The sequence below is a fragment of the Salinilacihabitans rarus genome, from assembly GCF_024296665.1.
Lineage (GTDB): Archaea > Halobacteriota > Halobacteria > Halobacteriales > Natrialbaceae > Salinilacihabitans > Salinilacihabitans rarus.
The window spans coordinates 2,065,819-2,091,398 of the sequence record NZ_CP100762.1; the positions used below are offsets into that span (position 1 = coordinate 2,065,819).

Consider the following 25,580-nt stretch of genomic DNA (forward strand, 5'->3'; position numbering starts at 1 on the left):
GTCTCGTTCCAACGGGTATAAGGTTTAGGTTTGCCTAATCCCTCCGCATGGAGCTGACCAGGCGCGACGCGGTCGCCGCGCTGGCCGCGGTCGGGGCCGGCGGCGCCGCCGCGGTCGGCGTCCGCCGGCGCGGCCGGCCCGACGGGGCCGTAGACGCCGGGGCCGACGCCGCCGACGACGAGACGGTCCGCGAGACGCTCGTCGCCGCCGCCGAGGTCGTCTACCCGTCTAACGTGACCGGCGTCGAGGCGTTCGTCGAGGCGTTTCTCGACGGGCGACTCGCGGGCGAGCGCCACGCCGCGGGGCTTCGCGAGGCGGTCGCCGACCTCGACCGGCGCGCGGCGGCGTGGTACGGCGACGCCTTCGCCGCGCTGCCGGCGGCCGACCGCGACTCGCTGCTGGGCGAGGTCGGCGCCGACGCCGCGGCGGAAGACCCCGACGGGACGACCGCCGAGCGAGTCCGGTACTACGTCGTGAACGACCTGCTGCTGGCGCTGTACGCCTCCCCGGCGGGCGGCGAACTGGTCGGGATCGAGAACCCGCAGGGCCACCCGGGCGGGACCGACACCTACCAGCGGGGGCCGTCGCCGTGAGCGGCGGTCGCCCGCCCGCCGAAGATACGGGGGTCGCGACGGACGCGGACGCCGACCGCACGCCCGTCGAGGGCGCCGACGTCTGCGTGATCGGTGCGGGACCGGCCGGCGCGCTGGTCGCCGACCGCCTCGCCGCGGCCGGCCGCGAGGTCGTCGTCCTCGAAGCCGGGCCGCGGTTCGACCCCGTGGATCGGCTCGCCCGTCAGGAGCGGGCCATCCGGCCGGCCTACGACCGGCCGGACGTCTGGGACGGCGACCCCGAACGGGACGCCCACTCGGCGTCGGGCGAGCGGTTCTACCCGCTGAACCACGCCCGCGTGAAGGGCGTCGGGGGGTCGACGCTGCACTGGCAGGGGATGGTGATGCGGCTGCACGAGGACGATTTCAACTCCGCGAGCGCCCGCGGCGTCGGCGTCGACTGGCCGCTCGACTACGAGGACCTGCGGCCCTACTACGCCGCGGCGGAGCGCGAACTGGGCGTCGCCGGCGCCGACACCCCCTTCGGACCGCCCCGGGAGGAGCCCCACCCGATGCCCCCCTTCCCGCCCTCCTACAGCGACGGCCTGTTCGCCGAGGCCTGCGACGAACTCGGGATCGCGATGCACCCGGTACCCAACGCCCGCAACTCCGAGGCCTACGACGGCCGCAGCGCCTGCGTCGGCTACGGCACCTGCCAGCCCGTCTGTCCCGCCGGCGCGAAGTACGACGCCACGGTGCACGTAGAGCGCGCGGCGGAGCGAGGCGCGACGGTGATCGACCGCGCGCCGGTCCGGTACCTCGAACACGGCGCCGACCGGGTCGAAGCGGCCGTCTACGCGACCCCCGACGGCGAGCACCGACAGGAGGCCGACGCCTTCGTGCTCGCCTGCGGCGGCGTCGAGACGCCCCGCCTGCTGTTGCTCTCGGCGTCGGATCGGTATCCGGACGGGCTGGCCAATTCGAGCGGTCTCGTCGGTCGGTTCTTCATGGACCACCTATTCGCGGGGGTCGGCGGACGGCTGGACGAACCCACCCGCCAGAACCACGTCGGCTTCCTCACCAGCGAGTCCCACCAGTTCTACGACGACGCCGACGCGGAGGTCGGCCCGTTCAAACTCGAGTTCTTCAACTACGCCGGCCCCTCGCCCGTCGAACTGGCGCTGACCGGCGACGACTGGGGCGACGCCCTGCTCGACCGCCTCCGGGACGAGTACGGCACCCACGTCGCGGTGGGCGCGCTGGTCGAGCAACTCCCCCGCGAGGACAGCTACGTCGCGCTCGACCCCGAGCGCACCGACGACCGCGGCGACCCCGTCCCGGACGTCCACTGGACCGTCGGCGAGCGTGCCCGGCGAACGATCGAACGGGCGAACGAGGTCCAGGCGGAGATCCTCGGGGAACTCGGCGCCGAGATCACGTGGCAGGTCGGCCCCGAGGACACGGGTCCCGCCTACCACCACATGGGGACGACCCGGATGGGGACGGATCCCGCCGAGAGCGTCGTCGGCCCCGACCTGCGCGCGCACGACCTCGAGAACCTGTGGGTCGCCTCCAGTTCGGTCTTCCCGACCGGCGGCGCGATGAACCCGACGCTGACGATCGCCGCGCTCGCGCTGAAGTGTGCAGACGCCGTCGAGGCGGCGCTGTGAGTCCCCGACGGACCTGTTTTAGGTAAACCTAAAAGTATAAGCCCGAGCGCTCGCAACGCCCGGTAATGAGAGGACGCCTGACCCGCGGCGGCGCGGCCGCGGACGAGTACACCTTCGAGGACGTCAGCGTCGTGATGGGCACGTACAACGAGGAGGAAGCGATCGGGACGGTGCTCTCGGACGTCGAGGAGGTGACCGACGGGAAAGCCGAGGTCGTCTGCGTCGACGGTTCCTCCGATCGGACCCCCGAAATCGCCCGCGAGCACGGCGCGACGGTGATCGAACAGGAGCCACGGGGCTACGGCGTCGCCGTCCGCGAGGCCATCCTCGCGCCCGACCGGCCGGTCGTCGTCACGACCGACTGCGACGACACCTACCCGATGGAGCAACTGCCGGAGTTTCTCGCCCTCGTCAACGAAGGCTACGACGTCGTCAGCGGCGACCGCCTCTACCACGGCGCCGACGCGATGCCGGCGTTCAACCGGTCCGGGAACCACGCCTTCGCCGCCCTCGCGAGCGTCCTGATGGGCACCCGCGTCCACGACACCACGACCGGGATGCGCGCGTACCGCCGCGAGGTCGTCGAGTCGATCGAGTGGACCGAGAACACCGGCCTCTCCGCGGAACTGCTGATCCGGCCCCTGCTGCGCGGCTACGACGTCCGCGAGCACCCCATCGAGTACCGCGAGCGCGCCGGCGAGACGAAACTCGATCCGATCAAAGGCGGGGCCGCCATCGCGAAGTCGATCGTGAAGGTCTGTCTCGAAGAACGGGTCCGGTAGTCGTCCGTTTCTAATCTCGTTTCGTCCCGCGGACGGTAGTCGAACGACCGGTCCCTCGTCGCGAAGCCACGGCGGGGACACGTCCGGAGCGACTCCCGCGACCGCTCACGCGTCGACCGCCCCGAGGTCGCGATGCCACGCCGGTCACCGCTCCTCGAGTCGCGTCTCGAACTCGGCCCACGCCGGGTTGGCCTCGGGGTCGTCGGGGAGGTAGGTGCCCTCGCTCCCGCAGGCGGTCACGAGGGTGCAGACGGTCCGCTCGGGCGGCCAGACCGCCTCGACGCCGTCGTCGGTCGTCCGGACGGTCGCCACCTGACGGTAGGTGGCGGAACTCCCGTCCGGCTGGACCACCGTCACCGAGAGCGCCACCTCGTCGGTCCCGTTCGCGGGGACCGCCGCGGCGCCGTCGGGCGTCTCCAGTCGGGCCTCGCCGGGTTCGAGCGCCCAGTCGACGGCGACCGTCTCGCCGGGGTCGTCGATCCCGTAGGTGGCGTACCCCGCGTCGGTCTCCAGCCTGACGGTCGCACGCGAGACGCGGTCGGGGACGGCGACGGTCGTCTCGCCCGCGAGCGACGCGCCCTCGCGGACCGCCAGCGGTTCGAGCGTCGGGACGACGCGGTCGTGTGGGTTCGGCGTCCACTCGCCGCGGTAGGCGTAGCGATAGACCGTCCGGTCGGGGTAGGCGTCGAGCACGGCGAAATCACCCGCGGGGCCGCGGTCGAGCGCGTAGACGACCTCGCCGTCGAGGTCCGGGTCGTTGCGCAGGGGCTGGAACGGGTGGTTCTGCCACGGCCCGTACGGCGTCGGGAGGAAGACCAGCGCGTCGTCGAGGTCGGTCTCCTCGAAGGGCTCGTAGGCCGCCTCGAACCGCTCGGTGTGGGCGGCGTTGCGTTCGAGCGGGGCCGCCACGGCGGCCGCGTTGGCCCCGCCGAGGACGAGCGCGCTCGCGACGAGCGCGGCGATGGCGACCCGCCGCGCGGCACCGGGCGAGGTCCGGGCGGCGAGGCGGTCGGGGAGCGTCCGCCAGCCGGTCACGAGCGCGAGCGCGGCGAAGATCGACAGCGGCGCCAGCAGGTCGAAGTGGTAGAACGGGCCGAACTGCGCGACGAGGCCGTCGGTCGGGTCCGAGAGCGTCGCGAGGACGTTGTAGTTGCCCCAGAAGGGGACGTTCCCGACGGGGACGGAGACGAGCAGGCCGGCGAGGAGGACGGGCGCGGGGTTCCGGCCGTCGCGACCCCGGCGCCACCGGCGCGCGGCGACCGCGAGGCCACAGAGCGCCGCGAGGGTGCCGAGCGCGCCCGCGGCGACCCACCGGGTCGCGAGGTACCGGAGGGCGTAGCCGTTCGCCCGCAGGGCGAGTTCGGGGGTGTACTCGATCGAGTGGCCGAGGATCCGCCGGCGGCCGAAGCCGGGGCCGTCCAGCGGCGCGAACGCCTCGTACGGAAAGAGCAGCGGCGACCCGGTGAGTCGGGCGTTGTACGCGAGCGCGACGCCGACGAACGCGAGGCCGCCCGCGGCCGTGAGGGCGTTCCGCCGGACGGGGTCGGGCAGCGGGCGGACTCCCTCCCGGCGGAGCGAACGGCCGACCGTCCAGAGCGCGTGGCAGACGAAGGGCGCGGCGAAGAGGACGGCGGTGTACGGCCGCGCGAAGAACGCGAGGCCGACGACGACGCCCGCGGCGGCCGCGCTCGGGAGCGACCCCTCGCGGACGCCCCGGAGGTAGCAGACGGCGAACGCGAGGTTCAGGAGGGTCGTCGGCGCGTACGGGAGGAACACCGAGGAGGTGAGCAGCGTCATCGGCGAGGCGGCGAACAGCGCCGCGGCGACGACGCCGACCCGGCGGTCGAACGCCGTCGCGCCGAGGACGTAGACGAGCGCGGCGTTGCCCGCGGCGACGAGCGCGAGCGTCACCCGCGGCTCGCCGAACAGCGCCATCGAGACGGCGTACGTCGCGGCCGGGACGGGCGCGTACTTGGGGTAGAGTCGGCCGCCGTCCGCGACGAAGAACCACGGCCGGAACGCGCCCGCGAGGTCGCCCGCGTGGAGTTCGAGTTGGCCGTCGAGCAGCATCGCCGCCTGCAGCAGGTAGACGGCCTCGTCGTCGTTGTTCGAGTGGTAGGGGAACAGCTCCGTCGCGAGCAGGAAGACGGCGAGGCCCGCGAGGACGGCGACCGCGGCCGCGTACGCCCGGTCGCGGCCCGGAGGGTCGCGGGCGCGGCGAACCGATCGTCGAACCGACCGGCGGAGGCGGGCGAGCGGACGCGGGCGGGGGTCGGACGGGGCCACGGGGTGCCGATCAGGTGTCGATGCCGACCTCGCGCATGAGGTCGATCGTCGGTTCGAGGTCCGACAGTTGCGAGAGGTCGAGGTCCGGCACGTCGAGTTCGTCGATCGTGGGCAGGTCGCCGACGGGGTCGACCTCGGGGATCAGCGGGTACTCGAACGTCTCGACGGCGAAGTACTCCTGGGCCTCGGCCGACAGCAGGTGGCGGACGAAGTTCGCCGCCAGTTCGGGGTCGTCGGCGGCGTCGAGGACGGCCGCGCCGGCGACGTCGAAGACCGCGCCCGCGTCGCCGTTCGTGAACGCCGTGTCGATGGGCGCGTCGGGCGAGCCGTCGAGGACGCGCTGGACGTAGTAGTGGTTGGTGAAGCCGGCGTCGATCTCGCCGTTGGCGATCGCCTGACAGATCGCGAACTCGTCGGGGTAGTCGCGGATGCCGGCGTCGACGACGCCTTCGAGCCACTCGCGGGTGGCCTCGGGCCCTTCGAGCAGGCGCATCGCCGTGACGAAGCCCTGACAGGAGGGGTAGGAGGGCGCCCAGCCGAGGTCGGCGTCGAACTCGGGGAACGCCATGACGTCGTCGGGGACGTCGTCGGCGGAGAACGCGTCGGTGTTGTAGGGGACCGTCCGGGCGCGCCCGGAGGTGCCGATCCAGCGGTCGGTGCGGAACTCCTCGCGGACGAGGTCGAGGAGGTCGGCGGGGAGTTCGCGGGTGCGTCCCTCGTCGGCGAGCGTCCCGAGGCCGCCGGCGTCGACGGTGTAGAAGACGTCGGCGTTCGTCCCCTGACCCTCGTTGAGGATCTGGTTGACGAGGGTGCTCCCGTCGTCGTAGCGCGGGACGACGGTGAAGTCGTCGTAGAGGTCGTCGATGTAGCCGAGGAGTTCGTCGACGAGCAACTTCCCCCGCCCGGAGTAGACGGTCAGTTCGCCCTCGAGGTCCGGCATCTCCTCCATCGACGTGCCCCCCGGCGGGTCGCGCCCCTCGCGGCCGGAGCCGATCTGGCCGATCGACGAGTCGTCGTCCTCGCTGCCGATCAACCCGGTACAGCCAGCCAGCGAGACCGCTCCGAGCGCGGCCGAACCGGCGAGAAACCGCCGACGGCCCGCGCGTCCGGCGGAGTCGTTTCGTCGCGTCATAGTTTTTAGGCTCGCCTAAATCAACTTATAGGCGTCGGTTCGTGGCCGTCAGTCCGCCGTCGCGGGGACCGTCCGTTCGAGCGCGTCGAGGCAGGCCAGCCACTCGATCATGTACTCGCCGACGTAGTTGAGGAACGCGCCGTTGTTGTAGTCGGACCAGTCGCCGTCGCGGAGTTCGCGCGCCATCGCCTCGAAGACCGCGGCGTAGGAGTCGGCGCCGTCGGACGGCCCGGCCGTCCGACCGTCCCGTGGAACCGCCGGTTCCACGCCGTCGACTATCCGCCAGAGGTGTTCGTTGAGTTCGAGCCCCGGCACCTCGTTGTTGAGGTCGTCGAAGGTGCTTCGCGGGGCCTTGTTGTGTTCACACAGCGGGGCGCCGTTGTAGATGCGCTTGCCGAGGACGTCGCAGGCGCGCTTGAGGAAGACGCCGCTCCAGATGTCGTCGAACCGGCCGACGTCCCAGCGGTTGTCGTCCATCGGTAGCTGGTAGAAGGCGGGGATCACCTCGCGGCGGAACGCGAGGTTCATCGAGCAGACGGTGAGGTAGTTCCCGCGGGCGGCGACGAAGTCCTCGCCGAAGTCCTCGCGGGTCGTCCGGGTCCGGGCCTGTCCCTGCAGGTCGCCGTCCATGAGGATGCGCACGGCGTCGAGGTCGGGGACGTTCGTCCACAGCCCCTGCGAGGCGACGACCGCGCCCGATTCGACCTCGGCCGTCCCGGTTTCGACGGTCTCGCCCATCGCCGAGTAGGGGTAGCCCCGCGGGTAGAGGCCGTGTTCCGCTGCGTTCCGGTAGAGGACGTTGACCCAGTTTTCGTCCGAGGAGACCGCCTCGATCTCGCCCTCGAAGGCGAGGTTTTGCATGTGCGTGCCGAAGAAGTCCACGTCCTCGTGCGGGAGGGTGTCGTCGTCGAGGAAGAAGCCGTACTCGAACTCGGGGTTCGCCCACATGTACAGCAGGCCGAAACTCGTCTCGGCGTGACTCGCCGCCGGGACGACGTGGGCGAACTCCGCGACGCCGTGGTCCTCGTACCACTCCTCGCGGCGCGTACCGTCGAAGACCTCGCCGGAGACCCCCTCCTCGTCGAGCATCGCCGCCATTTCTTCGGTCTCACAGAAGTCCTCGGTGACGAGGACGACGTGCAGCCGCGAGACGTCGAACCCGTGCTCGCGGGCGTTTCGGACGTACGAGCGCACGCACTCGTACTCCCGGATCGTCGGGACGATCACGCAGATATCCTGGCTCATCTGGCTGCCCGACTATCTTTTAGGCGAGCCTAAAAATCTGCCGGTCCCCGTCTCGGCCTCGCGATCGGCCGCCGACGGGGAGATGCCGAGCGCGGCGACCGCGCCCGCGCCGCCGACGAGCGTCACCGCGTTCTTCAGCGCGTGGTCGACCACCGCGGCCGCCAGCGCCGTGCTCGCGCCGACGGGGGTGAGGCCGACGACCAGCGCGGTGAACGCCGCCTCGTAGAGGCCGACGCCGCCCTGCGAGAGCGGCAACACCTTCGCGAGGTTGCCGACGCTCACCGCGAGCGCGCCGACGGCGAGCAGGGGGCCGGCCGCGAGGCCGCTGTCGAGCGCCGCGAGCACCAGCACGGCGGTGAGGACGTCGAGCGCCCAGACGAGGAGGCTCCCCGCGCCGACGACGACCATCGCCCGCGGGTTCCGCGCGACGACGGCTACGGTCCGGGCGAACCGGAGGGCGGCCTCGACCGGGCCGCGAAGCCGCGGGAACCGCGAGCACCGCGCCCGGAGGCCCGCCCCGAGCGGGCGGTCCGACCGGGCGACGACGACGGTGGCGGCCCCCAGCGTCAGGGTCGTCGCGGTCACGCCCCCCGCGGCAGCCAGCGCCGTCCGCGCGCCGCCGGCCTCGCCGGCGAGGGCGAGCGGCCCCGCGTCGCCGGCGAGGGCGAGCCAGCACGTCGCCGCCCCCGCGAGCGTCGCGATCGCCGCGAGGTCGAAGCCCCGCTCGACGGCCAGCGAGGCGGCCCCCGCGGGGTACGGCACGTCCCGGCGGGCGTTCATCGCGTACGCGCGGACGCCGTCGCCCGCCCGCGCCGGGAGCGCGAGGTTCCCCGTCTGGCTGAGGAAGACGACCAGCGTGAGAAACCCCGTCCCGGTCGGGTGACCGATCGCCGCCAGCACGTCGCCGTACCGGCGGCCCCGCAGCGGCCACGAGACGGCGTAGACGCAGACGGCGGCGGCGAGGAGCGCGGGGTCGGCGCCCGAGACCTCGGCGGCGACCGCCCGGAGGTCGACCTCACGGAGCGCGACCAGCAGGCCGGCGAAGACGAGGACCGTCCCCGCGAGCGCCACCCGCCGGCGCGTCAGCGCGGCCCGGAGTCGGTTCGATCGGTCGCCCGCCTCGTCCATGCACGAGCGGTTCGAGCGCAGATATTTAAGCCCACCTAAAACGAGTGTGAACGGCCACGTCGGCGTCTCTCGTCGCGATTCCGGCAGCCGTCAGCGGAGTTCGGCGACCAGTTCGCGCGCGGCCCGGCGGACGGCCTCGTCGCTCGACAGGGCGGGTTCCCAGCCGAGCGCGGCGAGTTTCTCGATGGAGAGGCGCATCTTCGGCACGTCGCCGGTCCAGCCGCGGTCGCCGCCGGTGTACTCGTAGTCGGGGTCGAGGCCCATCTCGTCGGCGACGATGGCCGCGATTCGGTCGACCGAGGTCGTCGTCCGCGTCCCGAGGTTGTAGGTGTTCATCGCGTCGTCCGCGTGCGCGACGACGTGGCACATCGCGTCGACGCAGTCGGTGACGTGCAGGTAGGACTTCTCCTGACGGCCGTCGCCGAGGATCGTCAGCGTCTCGGGGTCGTCGCGGAGTTTCTCGACGAAGTCGGGGATCACGGCCCCGCGCAGGCCCGGCCCGACGACGTTCGCGAACCGAACGTTCCAGACGGTGAGGTCGTGGCTGTGTGCGCGCGCCGAGAGCAGTCCCTCGTCGGCGAGTTTGCTCGCGCCGTAGGCGCTGATCGGTTCGAGCGGCGCGTAGTCCTCGGGAGTGGGCCGGGGCGCCTCGCCGTAGACCGTCGACGAGGAGGTGTAGGCGACCTCGGTCACGCCCGCCTCGGCCATCGCCTCCAGTACCTCGCGGGTCATCCGGGTGTTGTCCTCGAACTGACCGTGCGGGCGGTCCGTGTCGACGACCTTCGACGCCGCGAGGTGCCAGACGCGGTCGACGCCGTCGAGGAGGCCGTCGAGCGCGCCGGGGTCGGTCAGGTCCGCCTCGACGAACCGGGCCCCCCCGGGCACCCGCTCGCGCGAGCCGTTCGAGCAGTCGTCGACGACCGTCACGTCGACCCCGTCGTCGAGCAACCGCTCGACGAGGTGCGAGCCGACGAACCCCGCGCCGCCGGTGACGAGCGCGCGGCGATCCGAGCCGTTCATGCCCGAACGGTTCACCGACTGGTGGTTAACGGTTCCGCTGCGCGACGCCGTGTGGCCTCGGCCGGTCGCCCCGGCGCAGACCCCGGACCCGGACATATAAACGACCGCGTTCGTCAACGGTTCACACCCGGCGGTGGGCCGTCGCGGGCCGCGTCGAACCGTCGGGAGCGGCGCGCACTGGTGCGGTTTCCGTCGCTGCGACGGGCGTCGGCGGCGGCGATCGGGCCCCGCGATAACGAAGCATTTATATAGAATCACAATCAATCTCTCGACCGATCATGAGTCAGCGAATGCAGCAGGGACAGCCGATGATCGTAATGAGCGAGGACTCCCAGCGCGTCAAGGACCGCGACGCGCAGGACTACAACATCAGCGCCGCGCGTGCGGTCGCTGAAGCCGTTCGCTCTACCCTCGGTCCGAAGGGGATGGACAAGATGCTCGTCGACTCGATGGGATCGGTGACGATCACCAACGACGGCGTCACCATCCTCAAGGAGATGGACATCGACAACCCGACGGCCGAGATGATCATCGAGGTCGCCGAGACCCAGGAGGACGAGGCCGGCGACGGGACGACGACGGCCGTCGCGGTCACCGGTGAACTCCTCAAGAACGCCGAGGACCTCCTCGAACAGGAGATCCACCCGACGGCGATCATCAAGGGCTTCCACATGGCCGCCGAGAGGGCCCGCGAGGAGATCGACGACATCGCCGAGGAGATCGACACCGACGACGAGGACCTCCTGCGCAAGACGGCCGAGACCTCGATGACCGGCAAGGGCGCCGAGGTCAACAAGGAACACCTCGCGAGCCTCATCGTCGACGCCGTCCGTCAGGTCACCGTCGAGAACGACGAGGGCGAGAACGTCGTCGACCTCGAGTTCCTCGAGGTCGAGACCCAGACCGGCCGCAGCGCCGGCGAGTCCGAACTGCTCGAGGGCGGCATCGTCGACAAGGACCCCGTCCACGACGACATGCCCGAGAGCGTCGAGGACGCCGACATCCTGCTGCTGAACGACCCGATCGAGGTCGAGGAGACCGACGTCGACACCGAAGTCTCCGTCACCGACCCCGACCAGCTCCAGAAGTTCCTCGACCGCGAGGAACAGCAGCTCCGCGAGAAGGTCGACCACATCGTCGACCTCGGCGCCGACGTCGTCTTCTGCCAGAAGGGCATCGACGACCTCGCCCAGCACTACCTCGCCAAGGAGGGCATCCTCGCGGTCCGCCGCGCGAAGAAGTCCGACCTCGAGTTCCTCTCGGAGGTCGTCGACGCCGCGGTCGTCTCGGACCTCGAAAGCGCCACCGAGGACGACCTCGGCTTCGGTGACGTCACCCGCGACGACGAGGACGAACTGTTCTACGTCACCGGCGAGGACGCCCACGGCGTCACACTCCTGCTGCGTGGCTCCACCGAGCACGTCGTCGACGAACTCGAACGCGGCGTCCAGGACGCGCTGGACGTCGTCGCCCAGACCGTCTCCGACGGCCGCGTCCTCGCGGGCGGCGGCGCGATCGAGGTCGAACTCGCCTCGCGGCTGCGCGACTACGCCGACTCCGTCTCCGGGCGCGAACAGCTCGCCGTCGAGGCGTTCGCCGACTCGCTCGAACTCGTCCCGCGCGTGCTCGCCGAGAACGCCGGCCTCGACAGCATCGACACGCTCGTCGACCTGCGTGCGGCCCACGACGACGGCGAGATCCGCGCCGGCCTGAACGTCTACACCGGCGACGTCGAGGACACCTTCGAGACCGGCGTCGTCGAACCCGCCCACGCCAAGGAGCAGGCCGTCAGCAGCGCCTCCGAGGCCGCCAACCTCGTCCTCAAGATCGACGACATCATCGCCGCCGGCGACCTGAGCACCGACGGCGACGACGACGAGGAGATGGACATGGGCGGTGCCGGCGGCATGGGCGGCATGGGCGGCATGGGCGGTATGGGCGGCGCGATGTGAGCGTCGGCCAGTAGCCCACGCCAGCCAACCGACACCCGAACCGCTTTCGAACCGACTCGCGACCGTACCCGACGTCGGCCCGATTCCTCCCCGCTCGCTCCGGTACGCAGCGGCGACCCCGCGATTCGAACCGTCGTGTGCCGGGCCGACGCGCGATTCCGGCCCGACGGCGGAGGCCCTTACTCCTCGCCCCACCAGCCGCCGGAACACGGCGACCGGGCCGCCTCGTCGACGTTGCGTTCGATGTCGACGTCGTCCCGCGAGACGACGAGCAGGGCGTCGGCGAACGCCGGGTCGACGGAGAGGCCGACCCGGGTGTAGAGTTTCTCGCCGTCCTCGACGTCGACGGTGACGTCGTACTCGCCGAAGGCCTCGGCGAACGCGACCGTCGGGAGGTCGTCGCCCTCGGCGGCGGGGTCGACGGTCAGTTCCTCGTCGGTGACCGTCTCGCCGTCGCGCTCGACGGTCACGCGCACGGAGAGGGGGTCGGCCTCCGCGTTCGAGAGGCGGAGTTCGGCCGGCGAGGGGCGACTCGGCGAGACGGCCTCGAACGAGAGGGTCGTCGCGTCGCCGTCGTCGTCGATCCGGTGAACGTAGTAGTCCTCGCCTTTCCAGAGGACGACGCCGTCGGCGACGGCCCGCTCGTAGTACAGTTTGCCCCGGGTGTCGTAGGCCCCGTCTTCGAGGGCGGCGTCGACCTCGGCCGCGGCGTCGTCGGGCAGGCGGTCGTACGGGACGTACGCGGCCTCGCAGGTCACGTAGTAGTTCTCCTCGAGCGAGCGCTTGCTCACCGACCAGAAGCCGGCCCCGCCGAGGCCGGCGCCGGTCGCGGCGAGGAGCGTCCGTCGTCGCATGGTGGCTCTCTCGGGGCGGGCGATAAATGCCTTCGGGGCCGCCTGCGGACCGTCCGCGCGAGTCGCGCGTCGCAGGCCGACGAGTTACGGGATCCTGCCGTGGCGGTATGACCGCTCGAACGACGGTCGGCCGGTCGCTGCTCTCCTCGGGAATCGTCACGCTCGTCCTCGAGGCGCTGCCCGGCGACTCGCTCTGGTGGGGGCGCTTGCTGCTCGCGCTCGGTCTGACCGTCCTCTACGCGCGGTGCCCCGCCCCGTCGCCGCGGCCCGACCACCCGCCATTTTCGGGATTTGGCGTTCGTACAGTTCAGACGGCTATAGAGTACATAGTTGAACCAGCAGAGGTTTGTGAGACGAGAGTCGACGGTCGATAGGGGATGAAGGATGACGAACGCGGATGGAGTCGTCGCGAGCGAGACGGGAGGTCGACGACGAACCTCGGGGAAGGACGGACGCCGTTGATACGGAGCGTGCGGGACGAGACCCTGTACTACAAACACGAGGGGCTCAACCCCTCCGGCAGTTTCAAGGACCGGGGCACCGCGCTCACGGTGTCGAAGGCGCTCGACGAGGGGGTCGAACGGCTCCACGTCTGCTCGTCCGGCAACGCGGCTCTCTCGCTTGCGGTCTACACGCGGCGGGCGGGGCTGGAGTGTGTCTGTCACGTGCCGGAGCGGACCTCCGAGAGCAAGAAGCAACTGATGGAGGCGCTGGGGGCGACGCTCGTGGAGTACGACGGCGTCTACGAGGACGTCTTCCACGAACTCCGGGGGAAGGACCTGGACGGGTGGAACGTCACCCCCGGCGTCTCGAACACCTCCCTCGAAGCCTACGAGGACATCGCGGTCGAGATACTGGAGCGGGTCGTTCCCGATCAGGTCGTCGTGCCGTGTGGCAACGGGACGAATCTGGCGGGGATCTGGCGGGGGTTCGAGAAGCGCGGCGAATCGCCGGCGATGATCGGCGTCCAGATGGAAGGGGCCGCCCCGATACGGAAGGCCCTCCGGGAGGGCACCTCCCACGCCGTCGTCGAGGACCCCGGGGAGAGTCTGGCGGAGGGGATCATCGCCTCCGAGTCGTTCAACTGCGCGGAGGCGACGGAGGCGATAACGGCGTCCGACGGACGGCTGGAGGTCGTCACCGAGGCCGAACTCGAAGCCGGACTGCGAGAACTGACCCGGGAGGGCATCCTCGCGGAACCGACCTCCGCCGTCGTCACGCCGGTGGCAGACAGGTACGACGGCGTGACCGTCGCGGTCGTCACCGGTTCCGGGCTCAAAAACTACGCCGAACTCAGGGACCTGTGCTGACGGGGTGGTGCCGCTGGCTCACTCCTCGTCGATGTCGAGTTCGAACTGCTCGTTCTCGGTGACGGCGTTGAGGACGACGCTGGTGTTCGACTCCTTGATGTCCGGGTCGGTCAGCAACGCCTTGATCTGGTCGTTCATCCCGTCGGTGTCGGTGAACTTGCCGACGGCGATCACGTCGTAGTCGCCGGTGACCTCGTAGACGGAGATCATCTGGCGGTGCTCCCTGAGCGTCTCGGTGATGTCGGGGAGGGCGTTGCCCTCGACTTTCAGTTGGATGACCGCCGTGACGTCGTAGCCGAGCGCGTCGTAGTCGACCTGCGGGGTGTAGCCCTCGATCACGCCCTCCGCTTCGAGGTCGGAGAGGTGGTTCGAGACCGTGGTCACCGAGACGTCGAGTTCCTCCGCGAGACTGCGCAGACTGGCGCGTCCGTCGCCGAGGAGTGCATTCACCAACTTTGCGTCGAGATTTTCGTACGTCATCAACCGTACCCACTCACCCCACCCATTAGAAGTTTACGAATATCCAGTTTCGCGACGTAGAGAGAAGATTTGCTCGGAACAGCAGGACTTTAGTAGTAGACGTAGTTGGATACGCCGACGAGAAGATGACAAGCGGAAATCTTACGACCGCGGAACAGGCGGTTCTGGACGAGATCGAGGAGAAGGACGTCGACTTCCTCCGGCTCCAGTTTACCGACATTCTGGGGACCGTAAAAAACGTCTCGGTCCCGGCACGTCAGGCGGAGAAGGCGTTCACCGAGGGGATCTACTTCGACGGCTCCTCGATCGAGGGGTTCGTCCGCATCCAGGAGTCGGACATGCGGCTCAAACCCGACCCGGAGACGTTCGCGGTCCTCCCGTGGCGGACCAACGACGAGAGCGCCGCCGCGCGGATGATCTGCGACGTGATCGACACCTCGACGGGCGAACCGTTCGAGGGCGACCCGCGGTACGTCCTCAAGCGGGCGCTCGACCGCGCCAAGGAGATGGGCTACACCGTCAACGCCGCCCCCGAACCCGAGTTCTTCCTCTTCGAGGAGGACGAGGAGGGGCGCGCGACCACGACGACCAACGACGCCGGCGGCTACTTCGACCTCGCGCCGAAGGACCTCGCCTCCGACGTCCGCCGGGACATCATCTACGGGCTCGAAGACATGGGCTTCGAGGTCGAGGCCAGCCACCACGAGGTCGCCGAAGGGCAACACGAGATCAACTTCACCTACGACGACGCGCTGTCGACGGCGGACAACGTCGCCACCTTCCGGACGGTCGTCCGCGCCATCGCCGCCGAGCACGGCCTCCACGCGACGTTCATGCCCAAACCGATCGCGCGCATCAACGGCTCGGGGATGCACACCCACGTCTCGCTGTTCACCGAGGACGGGGAGAACGCCTTCCACGACGGCGACGACGAGTTCGACCTCAGCGAGGAGGCCCACGCCTTCCTCGCCGGCGTCCTCGAACACGCCCCGGCGATCACCGCGGTCGCGAACCCCACCGTCAACAGCTACAAGCGCCTCGTGCCGGGCTACGAGGCACCCGTCTACGTGGCGTGGTCCGACCGCAACCGCTCGGCGCTGATCCGCAAGCCCGCCGCGCGCGTCCCGGCGGCCTCGCGCATCGAACTGCGCTCGCCCGACCCCTCCTGTAACCCCTACCTCGCGCTCGCGGCGATCATTCAGGCCGGCCTCGACGGCATCGAGCGCGGCCTCGACGCGCCCGACCCGGTCCGCGAGAACATCTACGAGTTCGACGAGGCCAAACGCGAGGAGTACGGCATCGATACCCTGCCGGCCAACCTCGGCGACGCCGTCGACGCGCTCGACGAGGACGAACTCGTCCAGCAGGCCCTCGGCGAGCACGTCTACGAGAAGTTCGTCCAGGCGAAACGCCACGAGTTCTCCGAGTACATCGTCGAAGTCTCCGAGTGGGAACTCGACCGCTACCTCGAGACGTTCTAGGCTCGCGGTCGACCTCTCCTTTCTGCCGATAGCTCCCGTCGCGAAACCGAGGCAGACGCCACAGCACGCGATGGCCGGGACGACGGCGAGCGAGCGAGTTCTCGACACCGCTTCACCGCCGCCGCGGGCGCGCGAACGCGCCGTTGCCCGCCCCGCGTCGACCGCTCAGGACCGGCGCTCGCCGATGGCGTCGCGCAGGCGACCCGGAACGTCGAGCAGCGAGAGGCCGGCGCCGAACAGCACCATCAGCACGTAGAGGCCGAGCGTCGAGGTCCAGACGACGAACATCGCGAGGATGGCCCAGGGACCGTCGAGGAAGTAGAACGCCCCGATCGTCATCGCGGTGCCGTAGAGCAACACGAGGTACGGCCCCCAGTCGCGGGCGTGTCCGCGGCGGATCCGACGGCGGACGTACCGCCTGATGTCGGCTTCGAGGGAGTCGCGCTCGACGGTTCGGCGCTCGACGCTCTCCTCGAACGTCTCGACCCGGTCGCGGAGGCGCTCTACCTCCTCGCGGAGGGCCTCGGGGTCGGCCGACCGGTCCCGGGTGCGGGCGCTGGCGCTCGCGCGCGTCCCCGTCTCCGCTCCAGTCCGCTCGCGGTCGTCGGCCGACCCCTCGTCGGCCCCCGTGGCGTCGTCGGTCATCGCTCCTGTCGGGATCTGTCGAGTGCCGGGACTTTGTAGCTGCCGGTCCACGTCAACCCCGGCGAGCACCGCGTTCAGCACCGCGCCGAAGACGAGGATCACCGCACCGACGTAGAGCCACGCGAGCACGAGAAACACCGCTCCGAGCGCGCCGTAGACGGTGAACTCGCCGGCGATCCGGGTGTAGAGCGCGAACGCGCGACTCAGCGCGAGCCAGCCGACCGCCGCGAGGACCGTCCCCGGCAGCGCCCGGCGGACGTCGACGCCGGCGTCCGGGAAGACGACGTACAGCGGGAGGAACGCGGCCACGAGCCCCAGCAGTACGAGGGCGTAGCCGACCGGCAGGAGCCCGCCGACCGGCACGAGGTCGACGATCATCTCGAGGACGGCGACGAGCGCGAGTCCGGCCGTGATCGCCAGAAAGACGATCGTCGAGTCCCAGAACGTGTCGACGAGCGACTTCGAGGCCGCGGTGCCGTACACCTCCGAGAACGCCCGGTCGAGCCCCCGGAGGACGCGACTCGACCCCCAGAGCAGGCCGAGGGCGCCGACGACGGTCGCCCCCGTCCGGCCGGACTCGTCGAGGACGGTTTCGGTGAGCAGTTCCTGTGCCTGCGGCGTGAGGACGTCGCTGGCGGCGGTGGTGAGCCGGTCCGCGAGCGCCTCGCCGCCGATCGAGGCCGCGAGCGCCACCGCCAGCAGCGACAGGGGTACGAGCGAGACGAACGCGTAGTAGGCGACGCCGGCCGCCAGCAGCGTCAGCTGTTCGGTGCGGGCGAGCCTGATCGCGTCGAGCGCGAGGTCGCGCCACCGTCCGGTCCAGTTCCTGTGGGCGAGCACGCGTGAACGTACGGCGCGGCGGCCCAAATAGTCGGACGACGAGTCGAACGCTCACTCGAGGCCGTCGGCCGTCGCCGCGCGGATCTCGCCGACGCTCGCGTCCGTCTTGAACGTCGTCCCGCCGTAGTGGGCCCGCGAGGCCGCAAAGCCGGCCGCCCGGAGATCCGCGAGGAAGTCGTCCATCGCGTTGGCGGGCAGCCCCCAGTTCTTGCAGAGTTTGTGCTGGTCGTAGTGGGTCGGCTCGTCGAGTTCGGTCGCCAGCGTCTCACAGAGGTCGCGGGCCTTCTCGGCGGTGCCGAACTCGTCGGGGACCCGCTCGCGCACCGCCCCGACGAACTCGCGGTCGCGGATCGGGCCGAGCCAGACGGGGCCCGCAGTCAACAGCCGCTCGCCCCCGCAGTGCGGGCAGGTTTCGAGCGGATCGGCGACCAACCCGGGATCGGCCTCGCGGTAGAAGCAGTCCTCGCAGCCGTAGAGGTGGCCGAGTTCGTCGACGGCGGCGTCGGCCGCGGTCGGCCGGCGGTCCAGTTCGAGGTAGGTCCGGACGTAGTGGCTCGTCGCGTGGGTGAGCAGGGGCGTCACGCCGACGTCGAAGCGGGCGGCGCTGCGCGCGAGCGCCGACAGCAGGATCCGGACGCCCATCTCGGGGTGGTAGTCGGTGTTCCGGGGGACGGCGGAGTACGACCGGATGCCGCTGCGGAAGTGCGCGCCACAGAGCGGCGCGGTGTCGGTGGCCGTGACACAGACGAGATCGCGGGCGCGGGCGAAGGCGGCGTCGGCGAACGGCATCGGCGTCCCGTACGGGTCGAGGTCGACGACGTCGAAGGCGCGTTCGTGCAGGAGGGCGTTGACGTTGCGGCGTTCGACGGTCGCCTCGCGGTCGTTGCGTTCGAGGTTCTCGCGGGCCAGTTCGACGGCTGCCTCGTCGACGTCACAGCAGGTCACGTCCCAGCCGTCGGCGGCGGCCCGGACGCCGCGGACGCCGCTTGCGGTCATCGCGTCGAGGTACGTCTCCGCGCGCGGTTCGCGCTCGCGGAACGCCCGCAGCGTCGCGACCGTCAGGTCGCGGTTCAGTTCCTGACGCGGGTTGTAGAACACCGACGCCTCGACCCCCTCGGTCTGTTCGGCGGGCACCTCGAGTTCGATCCCGCCCTCGGTGACGCGCATACCACGACTCGGGGGCCGAGGCCGAAAAAACGCCGCGTTCCGCGCGCCGGGTCCGACAACCGAACCAACTTTACAGTTCGGCGCCGAGTTCCGCCCGTGCCGGAGACGAACCCCGTCGAGCGCTGGGAAGCCCGCCTCGAGGAGACCGGCGAACTGACGCCGGAGATCGTCGAGCGGATCTCGCGGCTACACGGCGACCGCGGGGTGCGCGCGATCGAGGCCGTCGCCGAGGGCCGGGTCAAGGCCTACCGCGATTTCACCGTCGTCGTCGGCTACGGGGACGAGTACATCGTCGAGGACCGGGGCTGTACCTGCAAGGACAGCGAGTACAACCTCGACCCCGACGACCCGACCGACCTCTGCTGGCACGCCATCGCGGTCGCCGTCGCCCGCCGCGTCGGCCACGTCGACTACCACGACATGTGGTACTCCGACGTCCGGGAGTTCCTCTAGCTATCGCTCCGCGCAGATGTCGACGAAGTTCCGCAGGATCTGCAACCCCGTCTCCCCGCTCTTCTCCGGGTGGAACTGCGTCCCGAAGACGGTCCCGTCCTCGTCGGCGACGATCGAGGGGAACTCGCGGCCGTACTCGGTGGTCGCGACGGTCGCCGCGTCGTCGTCGGGGACGGCGTAGTAGGAGTGGACGAAGTAGGCGTACTGTCCATCTACGCCCTCGACCAGCGGGTGTTCGCGTTCGACCGACAGTTCGTTCCAGCCCATGTGGGGCACCTTCTGCCCCTCGGCGAACCGGGCGTTGGTCCCCGGGATCAGGTCCAGCCCCTGGACGGCCGACTCGCCCTCGTTGTCGCCCTCCTCGCTGGTCGTGAGCAGCATCTGCATCCCGAGGCAGATGCCGAACAGCGGCTGGCCGCGCTCGGCGACCGCGAGGAGGTCCTCGCGGAGCGGGTCGGCGTTCTCGACGCCCTCGCGGAACGCGCCCACGCCGGGGAGGACGACGCCGTCTGCCGCGGCGAACGCCTCGGGGTCGTCGGTGATCGTCACGTCGGCGCCCGCCCGTTCGAGGCCGCGGGTGACGCTGCGGAGGTTCCCGAGGCCGTAGTCGACGACGACCACGGAGGCGAGGGTCTCCTCGGGTGGCGAGGTGATCGTTCGATCCATGCGGTACCGTCGGGACGGCGGGGGCAAGTGACTTTCCGTCGGGGCCGTCCCTGCCGAGTCGGCGTGCGAGCGAGGACGCCTGCGCCGTTCACGCCGTTCGATACGTACCTCTACGTAGAACGATTAGGAAGATTTATCCGTACTTTCAAGGATTTGAAAACGATTCGTCATGGTGAATCGACGACGGTTTATGCGATCGACGGGCGCCGTGGGAACGATCGGACTCGCCGGACTCGCCGGCTGTCTCGGCGACGAGGACGAGGACGGCGACGACGGCGCCGACGGATCGGGTACCGACGGCGACGACGGCGAGAACGGGGGCGACGAGGACGGGGAGCAGAGTACGGACGGGGAACCGCTCCCCGACGAACTGGACTTCCTCATGTCGCCCACCGAGCCCCAGGACGAGATGGAGGCCCAGTACGGGCCGATGGCCGACTACCTCTCGGAGGAACTGGGCTCGGAGATCAACCTCCAGTACGCCCAGGGGTACAGCGCGGTCATCTCGGCGCTCGGCAGCGGCTCCGGCCACATCGGCGAGATGGGGCCGTTCGCCGCGGCCCTCGGCGTCCGCTCCGACGAGGTCGACATCATCCTCCAGCGCTACGCGTACGGAAGCTGGGAGTACGCGAGCGTCATCGTCACCCGCGAGGACACCGACGTCGAGAGCCTCGAAGACCTCGAGGGCAAGACCATCGCCTTCGCCGACCGGCTGAGTTCCAGCGGTTCGCTGTACCCGCTGTACATGCTCAAACAGGCGGGCCTCGACATCGGCGGCCTCCCGGAGGACGACAGTGGCGCCGACTTCGAGGCGACGTTCTCGAGCCACACCGCCGCGATCGAGTCCCTGCAGGCCGGACAGGCCGACGCGGCCGGCGTCGGCATGTTCATCGCCGTCGAGGACGGCGACGAGGAGCGCGAGGAGTACCTCGACGGCATCGAACTCGTCCAGAAGGAAGACGGCATCCCGCGTGCGCCGATCGCCGTCAGCCCGGAACTCGGCCAGGACGCCCGCGACGACATCCAGCAGGCGTTCCTCGACGCCCCCGACGAGGCGTACGAGGGCGACGGCGACGAGAACCAGCTGTGGTTCAGCGACGTCCGCGAGGCCGACGCGGAGGCCTACGAGCCGGTCGTCGAGGTCGCACGTGACCTCGGCATCTCCGCGGACCTGCTCGACGAGGACCTGTAGGCGGTCCGTTCACCAGATTTGTAACCCTCGATATGAACCGATAGACAATGCCGAAAGTATCACTGACGAACGTTACAAAAGTGTACGGCGAGGACACGGTCGCCCTCGACGGGATCTCCTTCGACGTCCCCGCGGGCGAGTTCGTCGTCGTCCTCGGGCCGTCCGGGGCCGGGAAGTCGACCCTGTTGCGGATCCTCAACGGGCTGACGGCGCCCACGGAGGGGAGCGTCTACATCGGGGACGAGCAGGTGACGGGGGCCCGGGAGGACGTCGGGATGGTGTTCCAGATGCACTACCTCATCGAGAGCCTGAGCGCCTACCGGAACGCGCTCACCGGCGCGCTCTCGCGGACCGACCTCCTCCGGAGCCTGCTGACGATGTACGACCGCGAGGACAAGCGGGCGGCCCTGGAGGCGCTCGAGACCGTCGGCCTGCTGGAGGCCGCGCCCCAGCGCGCCGGGTCGATGAGCGGCGGGCAGAAACAGCGCGTCGGCATCGCCCGCGCGCTCGTCCAGGACCCGAACCTCCTGCTCGCCGACGAACCCGTCGCCAGCCTCGACCCGAAAGCCGCGAAGGACGTGATGGGGTACATGAAACAGGCCGCACGCGAGCGCGAGTTGACGACCATCGCCAGCCTCCACCAGGTCAACATCGCCCGGGAGTTCGGCGACCGGTTCCTCGGCGTCCGCGACGGCGAACTGATCTTCGACGGCACCGCCGACGAGTTGACGATGTCGGTCGTCGACGAGATTTACTACGGCGACGGCGAGCGCCGCGGGGACGGGATCGGCGAGCCGTCGTCGCAGCGCTCCGCCGCGAACGGGGTGAGCGACGCGTGAGCACCGACGCCGGACGGGGCGTCGAGGAGATGCTCGCGTTCCTCGAACGCCGGCTACTGATCCGCCGGGTGCTGACGGTCGCCGGCCTCGCGGCGCTGCTGGTCGCGACCTACTTCGGCGGGCAGTTCATCGGCGTCGACCTCGGGGAGTTGCTCGAACAGCGCGAGGTCTTCTTCGAGTACCTGCAGGCGTACTTCAACCCCGACTTCGTCGACTTCACGACCTACTCGAGCGACCGCGGCCACGACGGCTGGAACGGCTTCTTCCAGAGCCTCGCGAACCCCGTCTCGATCTACGAGAGCCTCCTCGAACAGGACGGGATCGTCGGGCTCAGCGTCACGACGATCGTGATCGGCTTCACCGGGACCGTCATCGGCTTCCCGTTCGCGCTCCTGTTCGGCGTGCTCGGCTCCGAGCGCGTCGTCCCCTTCCCGTTTAACTTCCTCTTCCGCGGGACGATGAGCACCATCCGGGCCATCCCCGCGCTGGTGTGGATCCTCATCTACGTGCCGCTCACGAGCGTCTCGCCGGTCGGGGCGATGCTCGCCATCGCGACCGACACCGTCGGCAACCTCGGGCGGCTGTTCACCGACGAACTCGAAGAGATCGACGACGGCCCGATCGAGGCGATCGGTTCGACCGGCGCCTCGCGACCACAGATCGTCGGTTTCGGGATGCTCAGTCAGGTGTCGACCTCCTTCATCGCGTGGACGCTGTACATCCTCGAGATCAACGTCCGGATCGCGATCAGCCTCGGCGTCTACGGCGCCGGCGGCATCGGCGAGTACATCGAACTCCGGACGCAGTTCCGCGAGTTCGAGAAGGTCGCCGCGGGCATCTTCATGGTCATCCTCATCGTCCTCACGGTGGAACTCGTCTCCTCGCGCATCCGCGCCCGGCTCCGTCCCGGCGAACACGAGAGCAAGGGGCTGCTCGAGAGCATCCGCGGGCTCGGCGACGCCGGTAGCTGGCTCGGGATCGGCGGGCGCCGCGACTAGAACTCGCCGAGGCGCGTCTGCCCGCTCTCCGCGCCCGAGACGCCCGCCAGTTCGGCGGCCGTCGTCAGCGTCCGCTCGAACGTCCCCGTCTGACTGCGATCGTACAGCGTCGCCGCCGGGTGCAGACAGATCAGCACCCGCCGGGGCGTCCCGTCGATCCGCACCTCCTCGACCGTCCCCGCCTCCTTCGTCACGGCGACCGACCGCCCGAGCAGGTGCTCGGAGGGGACCTTCCCGAGCGCGACGATCACGTCGGGGTCGAGCAGTTCGATCTCCCGTTCGAGGTAGCCCCGGCAGTTCGCGAGTTCCTCCGTCGTCGGGTCGCGGTTCTCCGGGGGGCGACACCGCACGCAGTTGGCGATCCGGACCGTCTCGCGGTCCAGACCGACGGTCCGCAGCGTCTCGTCGAGCACCGACCCGCTGCGACCGACGAACGGTTCGCCCTGCGCGTCCTCCTCGGCGCCGGGTCCCTCGCCGACGAAGAGCACGTCGGCGTCCTCGGGGCCGGTCCCGTCGACGATCCGGCTCCGGGACTCGACGAGCGCCGGGCAGCGCTCGCAGGCGGTCACCTCGAGGCCCTCTCTCTCCTCGTCCATGGTCGTCGCTGGGGCGGACGGCTACTACGTCTTTTGGGTCGCCGCCGGCCGCTCAGTCGTCCCGGTAGGCGTCGGCGGCGCGCGCGGCCACCCGGGCGACGCGAACCGGCTCCGGGCGCCCGCCCTCGGGCGTGAACGCCCGCAGGACCTCGTCGGCTTCCGCGGGGTCGACGCCGACGGCCCGGACGTAGACCGTCTCGTCGTTCAGCCGTAGCTCCCGGCGCGGCGGCAGCGAGCGGTACGTCGCGAGGCGGCGTGCGAGCGCGTCGCCGTCGAACGCCTCGCGCAGGCCCGTTTCGAGGCCGTCGCTCTCCTCGAAGGTGACGGCGACGACGGGCCGGTCGGCCGCCTCGGCGATCGCTTCGAGGTCGAGCAGGTTGTACCACGCGGGCGCGACGGCGCCGAGCAGGAGCCAGCGGGCGTCGGGGCGTGCGAGGTCGTCGACCAGCGAGACGACGGCGTCGGTGGCGTCGGTCCCGCCGACGGCACAAGACGAGAAGACGAGGCCGTCGACGACGCGGTCGGCGCGGACGACGGCGCCGGCGAGGGTGCTCCGGCTCCGGTCGCCGCGGTACGACTCGGCGACCCCCAGTGCCCGAACCCCGGGTTTCATCGCTCGACCGGCGCGCTCACTCCTCGTCTTTGATCTCCTTCAGGCGGTCGAGGAGTTCGTCGTTCGAGGCGCCGTTCTCGAACTCGATGGTACCCCGGTGTTCGGTTTCGGACGATTGCACGGCGTCTTCCTCGTCGAAGTCGGCCTCGACGTCGCGCTGTTCGGACTCGTCGTAACTCCCGAATCCCATGTGTGCGTATAGTAACTTGTGACGGATAAATTCACCGCGTATCACGTCGCCAACAGCTCTCGCGAGACAGCGTTTTTGCCGCCGGCGGTCGAGGCTCCCCGCATGGAGGTTCACCACGTCACCGAGGACGCGGAGACGTTCACCTGCAACGCCTACCTCGCGCGCGCCGACGGCAACGCGACGCTCGTCGACGCGGGCGCCTACGAGGGCGTCGTCGACGCGATCCGGCGGCGCGTCGACGACCTCGACGCGGTCGTCCTCACCCACCAGCACGGCGATCACGTCGCCGAACTCGACGCCGTCTGCGAGGCGTTCGACCCCGAGGTGTACGCCTACGCCGACCACCCGCGGCGGACGCGCGCCCTCGGGGACGGCGACGCCGTCGCGATCGGCGACGAAGCGTTCGAGGTCGTCCACACGCCGGGCCACGCCGACGACCACGTCTCGCTCGTCTCCGAGACGACGCTGTTCTCCGGCGACGTGGTCGTCCACGACGACGGCGCCTTCGACTACGGCAGTTTCGGGCGCACCGACATGCCCGGCCAGTCCCGCGAGGCCCTCATTCAGAGCATCGAGACCCTCCTCGACCGGATGCCCGACGCCGTCGAGCACATGTACGCGGGTCACGGTGGCGTCTTCCACGGGGACGTCCGCGACGTCGTCGAGACCGCGTTAGAGCGGGCGGAGAAACGGGAGCCGAAGTATCCGGAGGAATAACGGAGCCGACGCTGTCCGTTCTCGTCCGAGACGCGAGAGGAGACTCCGATCAGGCCGCGCGGGCTTCCTTCGCCTTCGGGCGGAGCTTCGAGTAGCCGCACTTGCGGCACTTGTCGGCTCGCGCCGGGTTGCGCGCGTTGCACTTCATGCAGATCATCTTCTCGAGGGTCCGCTTCTCGGCGGCGTCGAAACTGGCCATGTCGTCCGGTTGGCCGCTGACGCATATAATCGCTGTGATCCACGCGTTACTCGTCGGCGAGGTAGTCCGCCTGGACGGCGACGACCTCGCTCGAATCCGCGCAGTCGGCGTACCGCCGCAGGGGCTCCTCGTTGAGCGTCAGGAAGGTCTCGCCCCAGCGGAACGGTTCGAGCAGGTCCTCGGCCCCGGCCCGGTCGCCGAAGATCCGGAGCGCGGCGGCCAGCGCTTCGGCGGTCGTCAGCCGGAAGGGCCGGCCGTAGTTGACGGGGTTGGCCGCGACGAGAAAGGGCAGCGCGCGGTGGACGCCGTTCATCCGGAACGACGCCGCCTCGGCGGACTCCCACGAGCAGTCGAGCGCGACGAGCGTTTCGAGCCCCGCCTCGGCGTCGGCGGGCGAGAGCGCCCGCTCGGCGTGGGGGTTGAGCACGACGCCGTAGGGCACCCCCCGCATCGACCGGTGGAGCGTCGCCCGGTCGAAGCGTTCGAGGCGCCGGGCGGTGCACTTGTCGGGGTCGTCGTCGCCCTCGTAGTAGACGTGGACCTCCACGCCCGGCGGTAGGGGCGAGCGGGGCAA

27 protein-coding genes are annotated in these 25,580 nt (G+C 70.3%); 12 read left to right on the top strand and 15 right to left on the bottom strand.

Features of this window, described 5'->3' with window-relative positions; genetic code table 11:
• The first annotated feature begins 47 nt into the window (after positions 1 to 47).
• The 3 genes from NKG98_RS10810 to NKG98_RS10820 all read left to right on the top strand — a co-directional run bounded on the left by NKG98_RS10810 (position 48) and on the right by NKG98_RS10820 (position 3,003).
• On the top strand, positions 48 to 593 hold the full coding sequence (locus NKG98_RS10810) for a gluconate 2-dehydrogenase subunit 3 family protein (RefSeq protein ID WP_254765935.1): 546 nt from the start codon (positions 48 to 50) through the stop codon (positions 591 to 593).
• The gene (locus NKG98_RS10815) at positions 590 to 2,221 is read left to right on the top strand and encodes a GMC family oxidoreductase (RefSeq protein WP_254765936.1); all 1,632 of its coding nucleotides are present in this window, start codon (positions 590 to 592) and stop codon (positions 2,219 to 2,221) included. The genes NKG98_RS10810 and NKG98_RS10815 overlap by 4 nt, the downstream gene beginning before the upstream one ends.
• Positions 2,222 to 2,286: 65 nt before the next feature.
• Positions 2,287 to 3,003 (top strand): dolichyl-phosphate hexose transferase, encoded by a 717-nt coding sequence (locus tag NKG98_RS10820; protein WP_254765937.1) that lies wholly within the window; start codon positions 2,287 to 2,289, stop codon positions 3,001 to 3,003.
• Between the two features lie 144 nt (positions 3,004 to 3,147).
• Here NKG98_RS10820 and NKG98_RS10825 read toward each other — a convergent pair whose 3' ends face one another.
• The 5 genes from NKG98_RS10825 to NKG98_RS10845 form a co-directional block, all read right to left on the bottom strand.
• On the bottom strand, positions 3,148 to 5,289 hold the full coding sequence (locus NKG98_RS10825; RefSeq protein WP_254765938.1) for a DUF7846 domain-containing protein: 2,142 nt from the start codon (positions 5,287 to 5,289) through the stop codon (positions 3,148 to 3,150).
• 10 nt (positions 5,290 to 5,299) lie between these two features.
• A complete protein-coding gene (locus tag NKG98_RS10830; protein WP_254765939.1) occupies positions 5,300 to 6,421 on the bottom strand; it encodes an extracellular solute-binding protein in 1,122 nt (373 codons plus the stop codon).
• Between the two features lie 48 nt (positions 6,422 to 6,469).
• The gene (locus tag NKG98_RS10835) at positions 6,470 to 7,666 is read right to left on the bottom strand and encodes an alpha-1 4-glucan-protein synthase (protein ID WP_254765940.1); all 1,197 of its coding nucleotides are present in this window, start codon (positions 7,664 to 7,666) and stop codon (positions 6,470 to 6,472) included.
• A gap of 12 nt (positions 7,667 to 7,678) precedes the next feature.
• Positions 7,679 to 8,794 (bottom strand): lysylphosphatidylglycerol synthase transmembrane domain-containing protein, encoded by a 1,116-nt coding sequence (locus tag NKG98_RS10840; protein ID WP_254765941.1) that lies wholly within the window; start codon positions 8,792 to 8,794, stop codon positions 7,679 to 7,681.
• 90 nt (positions 8,795 to 8,884) lie between these two features.
• The gene (locus NKG98_RS10845) at positions 8,885 to 9,814 is read right to left on the bottom strand and encodes an NAD-dependent epimerase/dehydratase family protein (protein ID WP_254765942.1); all 930 of its coding nucleotides are present in this window, start codon (positions 9,812 to 9,814) and stop codon (positions 8,885 to 8,887) included.
• Positions 9,815 to 10,092: 278 nt separating this feature from the next.
• Between NKG98_RS10845 and thsB the strand changes: the two genes are divergently transcribed.
• On the top strand, positions 10,093 to 11,766 hold the full coding sequence (thsB, locus tag NKG98_RS10850; RefSeq protein ID WP_254765943.1) for a thermosome subunit beta: 1,674 nt from the start codon (positions 10,093 to 10,095) through the stop codon (positions 11,764 to 11,766).
• 179 nt (positions 11,767 to 11,945) lie between these two features.
• Here the strand turns inward: thsB and NKG98_RS10855 are convergent, their stop codons facing one another.
• Positions 11,946 to 12,620, bottom strand: a complete 675-nt coding sequence (locus tag NKG98_RS10855) for an Ig-like domain-containing protein (RefSeq protein WP_254765944.1) — start codon at positions 12,618 to 12,620, stop codon at positions 11,946 to 11,948.
• 107 nt (positions 12,621 to 12,727) lie between these two features.
• Here NKG98_RS10855 and NKG98_RS10860 point away from each other — a divergent pair, with 107 nt between their 5' ends.
• Entirely contained in the window at positions 12,728 to 12,994 is a 267-nt protein-coding gene (locus tag NKG98_RS10860; protein WP_254769513.1) for a hypothetical protein, read from the top strand.
• 3 nt (positions 12,995 to 12,997) lie between these two features.
• Positions 12,998 to 13,930, top strand: coding sequence for a pyridoxal-phosphate dependent enzyme (locus tag NKG98_RS10865; RefSeq protein ID WP_425504333.1), 933 nt, complete (start codon positions 12,998 to 13,000; stop codon positions 13,928 to 13,930).
• Positions 13,931 to 13,948: 18 nt separating this feature from the next.
• Here the strand turns inward: NKG98_RS10865 and lrp are convergent, their stop codons facing one another.
• Positions 13,949 to 14,410: an HTH-type transcriptional regulator Lrp gene (gene lrp, locus NKG98_RS10870; protein WP_254765946.1), complete on the bottom strand. Its 462-nt coding sequence runs from the start codon at positions 14,408 to 14,410 to the stop codon at positions 13,949 to 13,951.
• Between the two features lie 125 nt (positions 14,411 to 14,535).
• Here lrp and glnA point away from each other — a divergent pair, with 125 nt between their 5' ends.
• Complete coding sequence (gene glnA / locus NKG98_RS10875) at positions 14,536 to 15,891, top strand: type I glutamate--ammonia ligase (protein ID WP_254765947.1); 1,356 nt, start codon at positions 14,536 to 14,538, stop codon at positions 15,889 to 15,891.
• Positions 15,892 to 16,056: 165 nt separating this feature from the next.
• Here glnA and NKG98_RS10880 read toward each other — a convergent pair whose 3' ends face one another.
• Positions 16,057 to 17,376: a YihY/virulence factor BrkB family protein gene (locus NKG98_RS10880; protein ID WP_254765948.1), complete on the bottom strand. Its 1,320-nt coding sequence runs from the start codon at positions 17,374 to 17,376 to the stop codon at positions 16,057 to 16,059.
• A gap of 51 nt (positions 17,377 to 17,427) precedes the next feature.
• Positions 17,428 to 18,543 (bottom strand): tRNA (guanine(26)-N(2))-dimethyltransferase, encoded by a 1,116-nt coding sequence (locus NKG98_RS10885; protein WP_254765949.1) that lies wholly within the window; start codon positions 18,541 to 18,543, stop codon positions 17,428 to 17,430.
• Positions 18,544 to 18,639: 96 nt separating this feature from the next.
• Here NKG98_RS10885 and NKG98_RS10890 point away from each other — a divergent pair, with 96 nt between their 5' ends.
• Positions 18,640 to 18,996, top strand: a complete 357-nt coding sequence (locus NKG98_RS10890) for a hypothetical protein (protein ID WP_254765950.1) — start codon at positions 18,640 to 18,642, stop codon at positions 18,994 to 18,996.
• On the opposite strand, the gene hisH is transcribed toward NKG98_RS10890, so the two are convergent.
• Positions 18,997 to 19,662 (bottom strand): imidazole glycerol phosphate synthase subunit HisH, encoded by a 666-nt coding sequence (gene hisH, locus NKG98_RS10895; protein ID WP_254765951.1) that lies wholly within the window; start codon positions 19,660 to 19,662, stop codon positions 18,997 to 18,999.
• Between the two features lie 190 nt (positions 19,663 to 19,852).
• On the opposite strand from hisH, the gene NKG98_RS10900 reads away from it, so the two are divergent.
• Genes NKG98_RS10900 through NKG98_RS10910 form a run of 3 tightly spaced genes read left to right on the top strand, consistent with a single transcriptional unit; the run spans position 19,853 to position 22,691 of the window.
• On the top strand, positions 19,853 to 20,854 hold the full coding sequence (locus tag NKG98_RS10900; RefSeq protein WP_254765952.1) for a phosphate/phosphite/phosphonate ABC transporter substrate-binding protein: 1,002 nt from the start codon (positions 19,853 to 19,855) through the stop codon (positions 20,852 to 20,854).
• A gap of 47 nt (positions 20,855 to 20,901) precedes the next feature.
• Positions 20,902 to 21,693, top strand: a complete 792-nt coding sequence (phnC, locus tag NKG98_RS10905) for a phosphonate ABC transporter ATP-binding protein (RefSeq protein WP_254765953.1) — start codon at positions 20,902 to 20,904, stop codon at positions 21,691 to 21,693.
• Positions 21,690 to 22,691 carry a PhnE/PtxC family ABC transporter permease gene (locus NKG98_RS10910; protein WP_254765954.1) on the top strand — a complete coding sequence of 334 codons (1,002 nt, stop codon included), beginning with the start codon at positions 21,690 to 21,692 and terminating at the stop codon, positions 22,689 to 22,691. The genes phnC and NKG98_RS10910 overlap by 4 nt, the downstream gene beginning before the upstream one ends.
• On the opposite strand, the gene NKG98_RS10915 is transcribed toward NKG98_RS10910, so the two are convergent.
• The 3 genes from NKG98_RS10915 to NKG98_RS10925 are packed head-to-tail and all read right to left on the bottom strand — an operon-like array spanning position 22,688 to position 24,090.
• Positions 22,688 to 23,287 (bottom strand): uracil-DNA glycosylase, encoded by a 600-nt coding sequence (locus NKG98_RS10915; protein WP_254765955.1) that lies wholly within the window; start codon positions 23,285 to 23,287, stop codon positions 22,688 to 22,690. The two genes, NKG98_RS10910 and NKG98_RS10915, sit on opposite strands and share 4 nt — an antisense overlap.
• 52 nt (positions 23,288 to 23,339) lie before the next feature.
• Positions 23,340 to 23,900, bottom strand: coding sequence for an endonuclease dU (locus NKG98_RS10920; RefSeq protein WP_254765956.1), 561 nt, complete (start codon positions 23,898 to 23,900; stop codon positions 23,340 to 23,342).
• A 16-nt stretch (positions 23,901 to 23,916) separates the two neighbouring features.
• Complete coding sequence (locus NKG98_RS10925; RefSeq protein WP_254765957.1) at positions 23,917 to 24,090, bottom strand: DUF5786 family protein; 174 nt, start codon at positions 24,088 to 24,090, stop codon at positions 23,917 to 23,919.
• Between the two features lie 102 nt (positions 24,091 to 24,192).
• Here NKG98_RS10925 and NKG98_RS10930 point away from each other — a divergent pair, with 102 nt between their 5' ends.
• Positions 24,193 to 24,807, top strand: a complete 615-nt coding sequence (locus tag NKG98_RS10930) for an MBL fold metallo-hydrolase (RefSeq protein WP_254765958.1) — start codon at positions 24,193 to 24,195, stop codon at positions 24,805 to 24,807.
• 49 nt (positions 24,808 to 24,856) lie between these two features.
• On the opposite strand, the gene NKG98_RS10935 is transcribed toward NKG98_RS10930, so the two are convergent.
• Positions 24,857 to 25,006: a 50S ribosomal protein L40e gene (locus NKG98_RS10935; RefSeq protein ID WP_254765959.1), complete on the bottom strand. Its 150-nt coding sequence runs from the start codon at positions 25,004 to 25,006 to the stop codon at positions 24,857 to 24,859.
• A gap of 46 nt (positions 25,007 to 25,052) precedes the next feature.
• Entirely contained in the window at positions 25,053 to 25,553 is a 501-nt protein-coding gene (locus NKG98_RS10940) for a DUF367 family protein (RefSeq protein WP_254765960.1), read from the bottom strand.
• Positions 25,554 to 25,580: the final 27 nt, after the last annotated feature.